We start from the raw sequence: 13,827 nt of genomic DNA on the forward strand, positions 1-13,827 counted from the left end.
CCCCCGGGCCCGCACCACGGACGCCAGCAGCAGCGCGCCACCCACGCTCATGCCGACGCTCATGCCGAGCGCCATCCCCCCGATCTGCCACCCATCGGGCAGCACGAACACGAAGACGGTCTGCGCGACCATCACCACTCCCCAGCCCGCCACGGTCCCGGCGGCGACCGCCCGGCCACGACCGGCCGCGTAGAGCACCCGGCTCAGCAGCGCGATGAGCCCGTAGCCCACCAGCCCGGGCGCGAAGAGCGCGATCGCCCCCGCCAGCTCGGGCGCCGGCACATCGCTCTTGGCCCCCAGGAAGACCACCGCGCCGGGCCCGGAGGCGGCCGCCAGGACTCCGGCCGCCAGCCCGGACACCAGCACCACGGCCCGCGTCGTACGCGCCGCCAGCGCCGAGAACGCCTCCGGGTCGTCCTGCGCCCGAGCGGACAGCCAGGGGAACACGCTGGTGGCGATGGGCACGGCCAGCACCGCGTACGGCACCAGGTAGATCGCCCACGCGTAGTTGTAGACCGTGATGGCGCCGTTGCCGATCGCCTTGTTGGACAGCAGCAGCACGACGATCATGGCGGCCTGCTGGGCGAGGAGCGCGGTGATCCCGGCCAGTGCGAGCCTGCGCACCTGGGCCGCCACGCCCTCGGGGAACCGTAATGTCGGCCGCCACCGCAGCCCCAGCCTGGCCGTGGGCCCGAGCACGGCTAGGACCAGGGACAGCACGCCCAGGCTCGTCCCCACGGAGAGCGCCAGCTCGGCAGGGCCCAGCTCCACGGCGGGATCGCTGATCCCGCCGCTGAGCGGCACGAACAGCAGGTAGGCCACGATGACCACGATGCTGGACACCAGAGGCGCGACCGCAGGCCCGGCGAAGCGCTTGTGCGACTGCAGCACGCCGTAGAGGACCACGGCGACGCCGTACAGAGGGATCTGGGGGGCGAACACGACCAGCATCCGCGTGGCGACCGTCGTCACCGCGGCCACGTCGTAGCACCCGTCGACGACCGGCCCGAAGAACAGCCCGATGATCGGCCCGGCGAGCAGCGCGGTGAGTGCCCCCAGCGGCACCAGGACGACGGCGACCCAGGTCAGCAACGCCGAGCTGATCCAGCTCACCCGCGCGTGCCCGGCATCCTCGCCCGAGGAGCTCGCGGCCGCCCCGGCGAGCACGGGCACGACCATCCCGGCCAGGGCCCCGCCGACCACGACCTCGAACACGATGTTCGGGATCAGGTTGGCCGTCATGTAGGCCGTGGACAGGCAGTTGGTGCCGACGGTGTGGGCGAAGGCGTACTGCTTGGCGAAGCCGGCGATGCGCGCCAGCACGGTGATCGCCCCGATGAGCAGGGCGCCGCCCGCGACTCCCCGCGCCGTCACGGCTCCCACCCGGCCTCCCCGCCTCCGCACCCGATCTCGCTTACGCAGACATCCTGGCAGGCCACACCGACAATCGCGCGCGACTGATCACACGGGATCGACCGGGCGGCGGCCGAGCATGTCGAGGCGATTGAGCACGCGGTTGCCCGCGATGACCTTGGTGAAGCTGATCTTCTCCGCGGCCGCGGTGAGCGCCACCACGGTGCCCAGCACGGCGTAGCGACCCGGCCGTCCCAGCTGGGTGACGGCGGCCAGGCCGAGCAGGGCGCCCAGGGAGTTGGCACCGGCGTCGCCGAGCATGGCGCGCTCGCCCAGGTCCTCGGGCAGCAGCGCCGCGGCGGCCCCGAGCGGGACGGCGGCCAGCGCCGCGGCGGCGGGCGAGCCGCGGAAGACCGAGGCGGCCAGCAGTGGCGCGCCGGCCAGCAGGCCCACCTTGACGGCCCGGCCGGGCCGCAGGTCGAAGAGGTTGGCGAGGTTCGCGGCGCCGGCGATGGTGACGCCGTTGACCAGGGTCTCGACCGGCCCCTGGGAGACGAGCGCGGCGGCGCCGAGCCCGGTGGCGCCGATGCCGAGGATCTTGACCGCGCCGCTGGTGACCTCGCCGCGGGCGAGCGCGGTCAGATGGCCTTTGAACCCCTTGGACGAGGTGGTGCCGTAGAGGTCGTCGTAGGCGCCCAGCGTGCCGCTGCCGACGCCCGCGACGAGGGTGGCCAGGCGCAGGCGGCCGGGCAGTCCGGGCGTGAGCGCCGCCGCCGCACTGGCTCCCGCCACGAACGCGGGCCCTTCGAGCAGCGTGATGGGCTCGCCCCGGTGGTTCTTACGTGTCCAGCGGCCGCTCAGGTCGTCCGTCCGGTTGCGGGTGAACGCGGCGTAGGCGGCGCGGGCGGCCGCGGCCCCGATCGCGGCGCCGGCAAGGGCGTACAGCAGGCCACGGGCGCGGCTGGCAGGCATGTCAGCTCCCTGACTGGGTGGTGGGTGACGGGGTGGCGGACGGCACGGCGGGCATGTGGGAAGCGGCGCCCTTGCCGATGCCGTACTGGCCGGCGCGCCCGCCCAGTTGTTCACGCAGAGAGTAGACGATCACGGCGCGGCCCATGGGCATATCAGCGGTATCGACGGTGGACACGCGCTTGGCGATGTCGCTGTCGTCACGTACGGCGCTGATCGGGTCGCCGGGGACCGCGGCGGTCACGGACGCGCCGGCGATCAGCGCGCCGCTGCCCGCGGCGTCCAGGCCGTTGGCCATCGAGACGAGCGCACCCGCCTGGACCTCGGCGTTCTCCCCTTCGTACGGCTTCTCCGGCGCGAACATCACGGCGAGCGTGGCCCGCTTGTCCGGCTCGTCGTCCGTGCTGAGCAGCCCGCCCGTCTCGAAGGCGCCGACGACGTCGGCGGTGGCCGGGTTCGGGGTGCCCGCCTGGGTCTGGTCGTTGGTGACGAGGGCCGAGGCGAGCAGCGCGGCCGTCCTGTCCCAGGCGGTGGCGGTGGTCGGGAACGCCATGTTGGCCGGCTTGAGCTGGCTGACCAGGCCGTCGATCACGCCCGTACCCTTGGGGTCGAGGAACTTCTCCGTCAGCGTGACCCGCCCGGAGATCTCCGCGCCGGACTGCGTGAGCACCTGCTGCACCGCCTCGCGGACGGTGGTGCTGGAGCCGGGCGTCTCGACCAGGAGCACCCGCTGGCCGGTCAGCGCGCCGGCGACCATCTCGGGCGTGGTGGAGGTGATGAACGCGTCGTTGCCGGCCTCCCTGCCGCGCAGGGCGTCGAGGTCGGAGCGCAGGCCGTTGTTGGTGTTGGTCAGCTCGTCGCTGGTCCTCCTGGCCAGGTCGATCGCTGGGTCCTGGAGCAGCGTGGTGCCCAGGACGATGCCCACCGCGAGCGCCAGGAAGATGGCGACGATGGAGACGAGGTGATAACGGAAATCGATCACGAGAAGAGTCCGACCAGCCAGAAGATGAACGCGTTCCAGACGTCTTGGAGGCCGTTCAGCCAGGTGCGGCCGATCGGCGAGAAGAACAGCGCGACGCTCATCGTGATCAGCGCGGTGATCACGAGCAGCAGCAGCTGCGGGGTGGAGATGCGGCTGCGGTAGAGCCTGCTCACGCCCTTGGCGTCGATGAGCTTGCTGCCGATGATCAGGCGGGTGAGGAAGGTGCTGGCCATGCCGGAGCGCCCCTTGTCGAGGAACTCCTCCAGCGTGCCGTGGGTGCCGACCGCGACGATCAGCTCGGCGCCCTTGTCGTCGGCCAGCAGCATCGCGATGTCCTCGCTGGTGCCGGTGGCCGGGAAGATCACCGCTTCGCGGCCGAGCTGGTGCACGCGCTCCAGCCCCGGGGCCCTGCCGTCGCGGTAGGCGTGGACGACGAGCTCGGCGCCGCAGGTCAGCGCCTTGGTGGAGACCGAGTCGAAGTCGCCGACGATCACGTCGGGCAGGTAACCGGCCTCCAGCAGCGCGTCGGCCCCGCCGTCGACGCCGACGAGGACGGGCCGGTATTCGCGGATGTACGGGCGGAGCGTCGCGATGTCCTCTTTGTAGTGATATCCACGCACCACGATGAGGACATGCCTGTCCTCCATGGGGGTGCGGATCTCAGGCACGCCGACTCCGTCGATGAGAAGCTTGCCCTCACCACGAACGTACTCCATCGTGTTGACGGCGAAAGCCTCGATCTGCACGGCGAGACCGGCGCGCGCCTCGGCCATGGCGGACTCGACGGCCTCGGCGGTCTGCCGGTCGCCCTTGCCGACCACGTCCTCGTCGAGGTAGACCACGCCGTCGCAGAGGCGTACGACGTCGCCGTCCTTGACCCGCTCGAACAGCTCCTGGTTGGCGTTGTCGACGAACGGCACACCGGCGTCCAGCAGGATCTGCGGCCCGAGGTTGGGATAGCGGCCGCTGATGCCGGAGGCGACGTTGACCACGGCCGCCGCCCCGCATGCGACCAGCGCCTCCGCGCTGACTCGGTCAACGTCAACGTGGTCGATAATCGCGATTTCCCCGGGCTGGAGCCGCTTTGTCAGCCTCTTGGTACGCCGGTCGATCCTCGCCACTGCCGTTACACCGGGAAGGTCTCCGACCTTCCTGCCACGGAGGCCCGGCATTCTGCTTCCCGGAACCTTCATCAAGACCATCCTGCCAGAGCGAAACAGCGCAGAGGCCACGCATTACGCGGCGTGTCCGCTATGTCACCCAGGATCACCTGTCTGCCGCTGCCAGTCCCAGCAGCTCTTCGGCGTGCGCGCGCCCCAGCTCGGAGTCCTCCAGCCCGGCCAGCATCCGGGAAAGCTCGCGTACGCGCCCCTCGTGGTTGAGCGTGACGACGCCGCTGCGCACCACGCTGCCGTCACTCGCCTTCTCGACCACCAGATGCTGGTCGGCGAAGGCCGCCACCTGCGGCAGATGTGTGACCACAATCACCTGCGCGGTGCGGGCGAGTCTGGCCAGCCGGCGCCCGATCTCGACCGCGGCCTTGCCCCCGACACCCGCGTCGACCTCGTCGAACACGAAGGTCGGCACCGGATCCGCGCCCGCGAACACCACCTCTATCGCCAGCATCACCCGGCTCAGCTCGCCGCCGGAGGCGCCCTTGTTGAGCGGCAGCGGCGGCGCGGCGGGATGTGCGGCCATCCGCAGCTCCACCTCGTCGACGCCCTCGGGGCCGAACTCCTCGCTCCTGGTGAGCTGGACCACGACCCGGGCATGGGGCATGGCCAGCGCCGTCAGCTCGTCGGTCACGGCCTGGCCGAACCGCTCGGCGGCGGCCTGGCGCACGCCGGTGAGCTCGGCGGCCAGCTCGGTGAGCCGGTCGGTCAGCTCCTGGTGCTCGCGGGTCAGCTCCTCGATGCGCTCGTCGTCGCCTTCGAGCTCGGTCAGCCGGTCGGCGGCCTGCTGCGCCCAGGCCAGCACCCCGGCGCTGTCCTCGGCGTATTTGCGGATGAGCCCGGACAGCACCGACCGGCGTTCCTGCACGGCCGCCAGGCGGCCCGGATCGGCCTCGATCGACTCCGCGTACGCCGCCAGGTCGGTGGCCACGTCGGAGATGAGGTAGCCGGCCTCGGCCAGCCGGTCGGCGACCCCGGCGAGCTGGGAGTCGAAGTCGCGCACCGTCTCCACGGCCGACCGCGCCTCGCCGAGCAGCGAGATCACGTCGTGGGGGCTGCCCGCGGCCTCCATCGGGTCGCCGAGCAGCGCCGTGTGCGCCGTCGTCGCGGCGTTGCGCAGCGCGTCGGCGTGCGAGAGCCGCTCCTCCTCGCCGCGCAGCTCGGCGTCCTCGCCCGGCTTGGGGTCGACCTTCTCGATCTCCTCCAGGCCGAAGCGCAGCCGGTCGGCCTCCTGCGCCCGCTCCCTGGCCCTGGTGGTCAGCTCTTCGAGCAGCGCGCCCACCTGCTTGTGCCGTTTGTACGCCTGCGAGTAGGCCCGCAGCGGCTTGACCAGCTTGTTTCCCGCGTAGCGGTCGAGCGCCGCGCGCTGCCTGGCGGCCTGGAGCAGGCGCTGCTGGTCCATCTGCCCGTGCACCGCCACCAGGTCGTCGGCCAGGTAGGTCAGGGTGCCGACGGGCACGGTGCGGCCGCCGAGCCAGGCCCTGGACCGGCCCTCGGCGGACACCGTGCGCGAGATGATCAGCTCGCCGTCCTCGACCTCGCCGCCGATGTCCTCGACCTGCTGGGCCACGCGCCCGCCGGCCTCGATGACCAGCGTGCCCTCGACGGTCGCCCGGTCGGCCCCCGGCCGGATGCGCGAGGGGTCGGCCCTGCCGCCGAACAGCAGCCCGAGCCCGGTCACGACCATGGTCTTGCCGGCTCCGGTCTCGCCGGTGACCACGTTGAAGCCCGGCGAGAGCTCAAGGACCGCCTCGTCGATGACGCCGAGCCCCTGGATGCGGACCTCCTCGACCCTTGGTCGCACTGCCCACTCCCGTTCGCTGCCGTGTCCGATGGCCACACGGATCGTCTCCGGACGCCGGTAGCCGCAGACGCCGCTACCGGCGACGGGCCGCTGGACGCGGCCCACCGTGCCCACGTGATCCTACGCGCTCTCCCCGTCATTCACTCAGGGCCGCACCCTTCCGCGCCACCCTTGTACAGGGAGCTCGAACTTGGCGACCAGCCTGTCGGTGAACGGCGCGCCCGTGCTCTCCACGCCGTGCAACCGCGCCAGGCGTACGGGCTCGGCGCTCCTGCGCACCTCGACCCGCGTGCCCGACGGCAGCTCGAACCGGCGGCGGCCGTCGCACCACAGGACGCCGCCCGGGGTGTCGGGCAGGATCTCGACGGCCAGCGTGGAGCGCGGCGAGACCACCAGCGGCCTGGCGAACAGCGCGTGCGCGCTGATCGGCACCATGAGCAGCGCCTCCACCTCGGGCCAGACCACGGGCCCGCCGGCCGAGAAGGCGTAGGCGGTCGAGCCCGTCGGCGTCGCGCAGATCACGCCGTCGCAGCCCCAGCGCGACAGCGGCCGGCCGTCGATCTCGGCGACCACTTCGAGCATGCGTTCCTGCTTTTCGACGGTCGCCTCGTTGAGCGCCCACGTGTCGGCCAGCACCCGGCCGTTCTGCCGGGCGAGAACATCGATCGTCATGCGCTCTTCGACGTCGTAGCGGCCCGCGACGACGCTGTCGACCGCCGCGGCCAGATCGGCGACCTCGGCCTCGGCCAGGAACCCGACGTGCCCGAGGTTGACCCCCAGGAGCGGCGTGCCGGCCGGCTTGGCCAGCTCGGCCGCGCGCAGCAGCGACCCGTCGCCGCCGAGCACGATCATGACCTCGGCGTCCTTGGCCGCTCCGGGGTCGCCGGGCACCGCCTCGGCCCCGCCGCAGCCGATCTCCTCGCACTCGGTCTCGAGGACCCTGACGGTGATGCCGGCGTCGACCAGCCGGTTGATGACCAGGCGGGCGCTCTCGATGGCGGCGTCACGCCCGGTGTGGACGGCGATCAGCACAGTCCGGTTCATTGCGGCCCCTCCGCGACGGCGCGCTGGATCTCGGCGTCAAGGCCGGCGACCGGCGGCTCGCCCTCTCCTTTGCCCAGCCAGAGCAGATATTCCACATTTCCCGACGGTCCGGGCAGCGGGCTGGCGGTCACTCCACGCACGGTCAGCCCCAGCTCCATGGCCTTGGCCGCGGCGTCGCGCACGGAACGCGCCCGCAGCTCGGGGTCGCGTACGACGCCCCCTGCCCCCACGAGCTCCTTTCCCACCTCGAACTGCGGCTTGACCAGCATCACGAAGTCGGCGCGCGGGGCGGCGACCGCGGCCAGCGCGGGCAGCACCAGCCGCAGCGAGATGAACGACAGGTCGCCCACCACCAGCGTGGGCGCCTCGCCGACCATGTCGGGGGTCAGGTCGCGCACGTTGACGCGTTCCATCACCGTCACGCGCTCGTCGGTGCGCAGCGACCAGGCGAGCTGGCCGTAGCCGACATCGACGGCCAGCACGTGCGCGGCGCCGTGGCGCAGCAGCACGTCGGTGAACCCGCCCGTGGACGCGCCCGCGTCGAGGCAGCGGCGGCCCTCCACGGTCAGGCTCTTGAACGCTTCGAGCGCGCCGAGCAGTTTGTGCGCTCCTCGCGAAACGTAGTCGGGCCCGTCGGCCGAGGCGGCCACGACGATCGCGGAGGCGGTGTCGACCTGGGTGGCGGCCTTGCTCGCCTGCTGCCCGCCGACAGTGACCCGGCCGGCCTCGATGAGCTGGGCGGCCTGCTCCCGCGATCTGGCCAGGCCGCGGCGTACCAGCTCGCTGTCGAGACGGATCCTGCGGCTCACCGGTGTCCTTCCGCCTGCTCGCCCGCACCCGGCCCGGGGCCGCCGTCCCCGTCGGTGTGGTCGTCGTCGCCGGCGGCAGCGAGCGTCGCCTCCAGCCCCGAGAACGCCTCGCCGAAGACCGCCACGTGCTCGCTCACCGGCAGCTCGCCCAGACGGCCGAGACCGGCGACGATGGCGTCGACCCGTTCGTCGCCGGTCCCCTCCGGAAGCTCACTCATGACTCGACCGTAACGCCTCCCGCGAGCAGCCGGGACCTTGGCAGGCGTGTCACGCGTTGAAGGTCATACGGGGGTGCTAGTCATGTGGAACGCTACGGTCCGCAAAGGGAAGAAAGGATGCGCATCATGGCAAGCGTCGAGGAGTGCCGGGCGGCACTGGTCAAGCTCGTCGCCCAGTTCGACGAGATCGGCGAGGAGGACCGTGCCAAGCACGTGGTGGAGCGCACGCTCAGCTGCCGCGTGCCCGACCTCGACGTGATCTTCTACGGCCGGCTGCACCACGGGGGGCTCGATCCGTTCACGGAGGAGCCGCCGGCGGACGGGAAGGCGGCCGACGTCAAGCTCACGATCGCGAGCGACGACCTGATCGCGCTGGTGGACGGCGAGCTGGACCTGGCCCGCGCGCTGCTCGGGGGACGGGTGAAGATCGACGCCAGCTTCGGCGACCTGCTGCGGCTGAGAAGGCTGATCTGACCGGCCGTTGACCCGTTCCATCGCCTAGTTATTTAATGAGACAGTTAACTATTAGGCGATGGGCGAACAAATGGGTCTCATCATCGACGCCGAGCGCCTGAGCCGCTCGTTCGGCGATCAGCTCGCCGTCGACGGCCTCGCTCTGGCGATAGCGCCCGGAGAGATCTTCGGCCTGCTCGGCCCGAACGGCGCGGGCAAGACGACCACGATCAGGATGCTGTCGACGCTCCTCCCGCCCAGCGGGGGCACGGCGCGCGTGTGCGGGTTCGACGTGGTGCGGGCGGCCGGGGAGGTGCGCCGCCGCATCGGGTACGTGATGCAGCAGGTCTCTCCCATGGGCTACTACCTGCTGACCGGCAGGGAGAAGGCCGAGATCGAGGCGGCCCTCTACCACGTGCCGAGGCGGCGGGTGAAGGCCAGGGTCGGCGAGCTGCTGGAGCTGGTGGGGCTGTCGGAGGACGCCGACCGGCTCGTACAGGAATACTCCGGCGGCATGCAGAAGCGCCTCGACCTGGCCTGCGGCCTGCTGCACAGTCCAGAGCTGCTGATACTCGACGAGCCGACGCTCGGCCTGGACGTACGCTCCCGGCACCTCATCTGGGACCACATCCGCTCGCTGTGCGCCCAGGGGATGACCGTGCTCCTGGCGACCAACTACATGGACGAGGCGGACCGCCTCTGCGACCGGCTGACCATCATCGACCGCGGGCGGCAGGTGATCAGCGGGACGCCCGGCGAGCTGAAGTCCGCGCTGGGGGCGCCGTCGCTCGACGAGGTGTTCCTCCGGCATACCGGGCACGCGCTGGGAGAGGACGGCTGATGTGGTCGCAGGAAGTGCTCGCGCTCACCCGGCGCTGGCTGCTCATGGTGCTCAGGGAGCGTCTCAATCTGCTGTTCAGCGTCATGCAGCCGGCTGTGTGGCTGGTGTTCTTCGCCGGGGCGATGGGTGGCGCGGTCGACCCCAGGGTGGTCGGCACGGGTGACTACATCGCGTTCGCGGTGCCCGGTGTCATCGCCTTCACCGTGGTGGGCAACGGGATCACGGCGGCGATGCCGCTGCTGTTCGACAAGGAGACGGGCTATCTCGACAAGCTGCTCAGCATGCCGATCAGGCGCAGCTCGCTGATCGTGTCGCGGTTCGTGTTCCAGGTGGGGATGAACTCCGCGCAGGTGCTGGTGATCCTCCTGGTGGCGCTCGTCCTCGGCGTACGTCCCGCCTCGGGTGCGCTCGGGGTGCTGGCGATCCTGGTGGCGACGGGGCTGCTGACGCTGGCGCTGACGGCCGCGGCGATGGCGCTGGCCTGCGCGGTGCCCTCGCACGGGACGTTCTTCGCGGTCACGGGGTTCGCCTCGCTGCCGTTGCTGTTCATGAGCAACGCGTTCGTGCCGCTGTCGGCCATGCCCGGGTGGATGGAGGCGGTGGCGCGGGTCAACCCGCTCACGTACGCCATCGAGGCGATCCGGCTGCTGGTGCTGCAGGGGTGGAGCGGCGGGGTGCCGCCGGCGCTCGGGGCGCTGGTGGTGGCGTCGGCGCTGCTCCTGGCCGTGGGCGCCTGGCAGTTCGCCCGCCAGACGAGCGAACGCGTCGCATGAGCCTCAGACCCGGCCGATCGAACCACCTTCACCCGAGCCTCACCGGACGATGGCCGGGCGACGTCATTTGAGGCGGTCGAGTACGGGCTTGACCGCGTCCTCGTCGATCTGCCCTTCACCGGCCGCCGCCCAGGCCGCGTCGCAGGCGGCCCGAAGCCCGTCGATGCGCTCGCCGTCGCCGTCGAGCCGCAGCGCCCCGTCCTGCCACCCGGCTCGCCAGCCTCCGCACGCACCGTCGCGCACCTCGGGATAGGGCTGGAGCAGCGCGCCCAGATCCTCGGCCACGTACGTGGGCCGATGCCGGGGCTCGGCCGTCAGCACGTCGACCGGCGTGGCGACACCCGTCAGCACCAGCAGGCTCTCCACCCCCGCATTGGCCGCGCCCTCGATGTCGGTGTCCAGCCGGTCGCCGACGACCAGCGGCCGGCGCGCCCGCGTACGGATCATCGACTCCCGATGCAGCGGCGGGTCCGGCTTGCCGGCGTAAACCGGCTCGACCCCGGTGGCGGTGGCGATCACCCGTACCATCGCGCCGTTTCCCGGCAGCTCGCCGCGCTGGGTCGGCATGGTGCTGTCGCCGTTGGACGCCACGAACAACGCCCCCTGCCGCACCGCCAGCGCCCCTTCCGACAGCAGTCCGTACGACAGGCCGGGCGCGATCCCCTGCACCACGGCGACAGGTGACTCGGCAGCGGTCGAAACGGGCCGAAGCCCTTGATCCCGTACGGCCAGCCGCAGTCCGGACCCGCCGACCACGAGCACGTTCGCGCCGGGCGGAACCCGCTCGGCGATCAGCCGGGCGGCGGCCTGAGCCGACGTCACGACGTCGGCGGCCGTCGCCGGCGCTCCGAGCTCGCGCAGGTGGGCGGCGATGGCCGCGGGAGTGCGGGAGGCGTTGTTCGTCACGTACGCCAGCCGCACGCCGTGCCGCTGCGCCTTCTCCAGCGCCGCAGGAGCACCCGGCACCGCATGGCTGCCCAGGTAGACCACGCCGTCCAGGTCGAGCAGCAGGGTGTCATAGCCGTCGATCAGCACAGCGCCTCTTCCCGGTTGACTCTCACGCCGCGTGAGACTTTAGCGTCCCCCTTGTACCCAGCTGACAGGAAGGATGACCATGTCCGCGAAACTCAACCTCACGGCCGAGGAGCGCGCGGAGCTGTTCGGCGGCTTCGACCCGGATGCCCACGCGGCGGAGGCCGAACGACGATGGGGCGGCACGCAGCCCTGGACGGACTCGATGCGCCGCATGTCGGCATTCACCAAGGACGACTGGCGGCGGTTCACCGCGGAAGCGGCCGAGATCTCCTCCCGCATGGCCGAGGCGATGCGTTCGGGCGCGCCCGAGGACGGCGAGGTGGCCATGGACCTGGCGGAGGAGCACCGGGCCCATATCACCCGCTGGTGCTACGACTGCACGTATGAGATCCACCGGGGTCTCGGGGACATGTACGTGAACGATGCCCGGTTCACGGCGAGCATCGACGCGACGGCTCCGGGGCTGGCGGCGTACTTCCGGGCCGCGATCACCGCCAACGCCGCCCGCCACGACGCCTGACTTCCTCGGGCGGCCACGTCCTCCCGCCCGCCGGTGCCCTGGACCTCCTCTATGTCCCGACACAAGCTCTTCGAAGGCCCGAGGGCACCGGCTGGCCCTGAGGACGGAGGGGTACGCCCGACGCGAACACCAGATAGCGACCATCGGCTGGGACACCTTGCCGTGGCCAGGAGGACCGGCGAGAAGAGTCCGCCGAGGCCAGGAGGGCGAGCCCAGGGCGGCCGATGTGACCGGGGCCACAGACATGACCGATGCCGCTGTGACCGTGGCGGCGGATGTGACCGAGGACGCCGATGCGACTGGGACGGCAGACGTGACCCGGGCCACCGCTAGACCGAGACCGCCGCCTTGACCGCAACCGCCGCCTTGACCTCGACCGCCACCGAGAGCACGCAGGCCAAGTCCAACAGCCCTGAGGCGAGGATGGCGATTGAACCGCCTACATCTCCCGGCGGGCGCGCAAGGTGGCGCGCACACTCTTCAGGGCCGACACATAGTGCCGCTCATCCGGCCGCATGGCCACGGCGATGGCCAGCGGTTCCTGAGCCCCTTCGACGTCCCCGGTCCGCCACAACGACAACCCCAGCCCGAAATAGGCGTAATCCTCAGCCGGATTGGCATCTACGATCTGGCGAAAACTGGCGGCGGCCTCCACGTACTGCCGGGAGTTGAACTGAGCCCGCGCCAACGCCTCCAGAATGCTCCGCGATTCGGGCTCGGCCGCCGCGGCCCGTTCGAGCAAGGCGGCGGCAGCCGCGGGGCTGCCCTCCTTCAGCAACTTGACTCCACGCTGATACCAGTCGTAAACACCGCCCCCGGGGGCACCAGACATCTCATCGTGAACGTTTCCATCGTGAGCCATGCGAGAGGACTCCTTCATCGCTGAACGACGGCCCTGCCCCGCCCTGCTGCGGGGACGGGCACGACTGCAATCCTGGGGCGACTTCCGGAAGGCGCAAGCATTTATGGGAGCATGCCCGGTATGGGGATTCCTGAACTGCCGGTGCCCAGCGGACTGGTGCTACGGCCCTTCCGAGGCGTACGTTTCGCTGTCGAAGATCCCGCCAAGGTGACCTCCCCACCGTACGACCTGATCTCCGACGCCAAAGTGGACGCCCTCCTGGACTCCCACCCCAACAACGTCGTCCGCCTCATCCTTCCCTGCTCCACCCACAGGCAACCCGGCGCGCCGACCGGTGACGTCACTCCGCCGACCGAGGACGCCACTCCGCAGCCCGCTTCCGGGACCACTCAGCACCCCCGGCCAGTGGCATCTCACCGGCCTGCCGAGATACCACTCGACACCCGGTACGCCGAAGCCAGGGACACGCTCAGGGAATGGCTGGAAGCGGGCGTGCTGGTCCCGGACGACGTGCCGGCCCTCTATGTGTACGAGCAGAGCGGAGCCGGCGTTCTGCAACGCGGCCTGATCGGTGACGTGGGCCTGGTCGATCCGGGGCGGCGCATCATCCTGCCCCACGAGGACGTCCTCCCCGGCCCCATCGCCGACCGTCTCGCCCTGATGGGCACCACCCAGGCCAACCTCGAGCCCATCTTCCTCCTCTACGACGGCGGCAACGGCACCACCACCGGTCTGGTGAACGAGGTGGCGGCACAACGGCCCCCGCTCGTCTCGGCGCGCACGGAAGACGGGCTCACGCACCGCCTCTGGGCGATCACGGACCCGGCGGAGATCGCCGCGATCAACGCCGATCTCCACGACAGGCAGGCGTTGATCGCCGACGGTCACCATCGGTACGCGACGTACCGCGTGCTCCAACGTCAGGAGCGCGCAGCCAACCGAGCCGGCCTGGGCCAGCCACCGGCACCCTCATCAGCCCCCTCACCTCCCCC

At 71.3% G+C, this 13,827-nt stretch carries 15 protein-coding genes; 5 read left to right on the forward strand and 10 right to left on the reverse strand.

The features are described 5' to 3' along the window. The 8 genes from murJ to ETD85_RS51690 all read right to left on the reverse strand — a co-directional run. Positions 1 to 1,383, reverse strand: a 1,383-nt coding sequence (gene murJ / locus ETD85_RS51655; protein ID WP_138697206.1) for a murein biosynthesis integral membrane protein MurJ, incomplete at its 3' end; no start/stop codon positions are given. Positions 1,384 to 1,461: 78 nt separating this feature from the next. Next, positions 1,462 to 2,325, reverse strand: coding sequence for a hypothetical protein (locus tag ETD85_RS51660; RefSeq protein ID WP_138697207.1), 864 nt, complete (start codon positions 2,323 to 2,325; stop codon positions 1,462 to 1,464). A gap of 1 nt (position 2,326) precedes the next feature. Then, a complete protein-coding gene (locus ETD85_RS51665) occupies positions 2,327 to 3,304 on the reverse strand; it encodes a copper transporter (protein ID WP_138697208.1) in 978 nt (325 codons plus the stop codon). Further along, the gene (gene steA / locus ETD85_RS51670; protein ID WP_138697209.1) at positions 3,301 to 4,497 is read right to left on the reverse strand and encodes a putative cytokinetic ring protein SteA; all 1,197 of its coding nucleotides are present in this window, start codon (positions 4,495 to 4,497) and stop codon (positions 3,301 to 3,303) included. The genes ETD85_RS51665 and steA overlap by 4 nt, the downstream gene beginning before the upstream one ends. A gap of 73 nt (positions 4,498 to 4,570) precedes the next feature. After that, positions 4,571 to 6,280: a DNA repair protein RecN gene (recN, locus tag ETD85_RS51675; protein WP_138697210.1), complete on the reverse strand. Its 1,710-nt coding sequence runs from the start codon at positions 6,278 to 6,280 to the stop codon at positions 4,571 to 4,573. 144 nt (positions 6,281 to 6,424) lie between these two features. Beyond that, positions 6,425 to 7,324 (reverse strand): NAD kinase, encoded by a 900-nt coding sequence (locus ETD85_RS51680; protein ID WP_138697211.1) that lies wholly within the window; start codon positions 7,322 to 7,324, stop codon positions 6,425 to 6,427. Next, entirely contained in the window at positions 7,321 to 8,133 is an 813-nt protein-coding gene (locus tag ETD85_RS51685) for a TlyA family RNA methyltransferase (protein WP_138697212.1), read from the reverse strand. The genes ETD85_RS51680 and ETD85_RS51685 overlap by 4 nt, the downstream gene beginning before the upstream one ends. Continuing rightward, complete coding sequence (locus tag ETD85_RS51690) at positions 8,130 to 8,351, reverse strand: hypothetical protein (protein ID WP_138697213.1); 222 nt, start codon at positions 8,349 to 8,351, stop codon at positions 8,130 to 8,132. Before ETD85_RS51690 ends, ETD85_RS51685 begins: the two co-directional genes overlap by 4 nt. Before the next feature lie 126 nt (positions 8,352 to 8,477). On the opposite strand from ETD85_RS51690, the gene ETD85_RS51695 reads away from it, so the two are divergent. From ETD85_RS51695 to ETD85_RS51705, 3 genes are read left to right on the forward strand one after another with little or no spacing between them, the layout of a single operon-like run. Next, a complete protein-coding gene (locus ETD85_RS51695; protein WP_170247319.1) occupies positions 8,478 to 8,825 on the forward strand; it encodes an SCP2 sterol-binding domain-containing protein in 348 nt (115 codons plus the stop codon). A gap of 58 nt (positions 8,826 to 8,883) precedes the next feature. Further along, positions 8,884 to 9,645, forward strand: coding sequence for an ABC transporter ATP-binding protein (locus ETD85_RS51700; protein ID WP_138697215.1), 762 nt, complete (start codon positions 8,884 to 8,886; stop codon positions 9,643 to 9,645). Beyond that, positions 9,645 to 10,418, forward strand: a complete 774-nt coding sequence (locus tag ETD85_RS51705) for an ABC transporter permease (RefSeq protein WP_138697216.1) — start codon at positions 9,645 to 9,647, stop codon at positions 10,416 to 10,418. The genes ETD85_RS51700 and ETD85_RS51705 overlap by 1 nt, the downstream gene beginning before the upstream one ends. Positions 10,419 to 10,481: 63 nt before the next feature. Here the strand turns inward: ETD85_RS51705 and ETD85_RS51710 are convergent, their stop codons facing one another. Then, on the reverse strand, positions 10,482 to 11,453 hold the full coding sequence (locus tag ETD85_RS51710) for an HAD-IIA family hydrolase (RefSeq protein ID WP_138697217.1): 972 nt from the start codon (positions 11,451 to 11,453) through the stop codon (positions 10,482 to 10,484). A gap of 79 nt (positions 11,454 to 11,532) precedes the next feature. Here ETD85_RS51710 and ETD85_RS51715 point away from each other — a divergent pair, with 79 nt between their 5' ends. Then, the gene (locus tag ETD85_RS51715; protein WP_240779984.1) at positions 11,533 to 11,973 is read left to right on the forward strand and encodes a TipAS antibiotic-recognition domain-containing protein; all 441 of its coding nucleotides are present in this window, start codon (positions 11,533 to 11,535) and stop codon (positions 11,971 to 11,973) included. A 439-nt stretch (positions 11,974 to 12,412) separates the two neighbouring features. Here ETD85_RS51715 and ETD85_RS51720 read toward each other — a convergent pair whose 3' ends face one another. Continuing rightward, entirely contained in the window at positions 12,413 to 12,853 is a 441-nt protein-coding gene (locus tag ETD85_RS51720) for a tetratricopeptide repeat protein (protein ID WP_338087250.1), read from the reverse strand. A gap of 189 nt (positions 12,854 to 13,042) precedes the next feature. Here ETD85_RS51720 and ETD85_RS51725 point away from each other — a divergent pair. Beyond that, the coding region (locus ETD85_RS51725; protein ID WP_420847338.1) for a DUF1015 domain-containing protein at positions 13,043 to 13,827 on the forward strand (785 nt) is incomplete at its 3' end.

Source organism: Nonomuraea zeae (genome assembly GCF_005889725.1).
GTDB lineage: Bacteria > Actinomycetota > Actinomycetes > Streptosporangiales > Streptosporangiaceae > Nonomuraea > Nonomuraea zeae.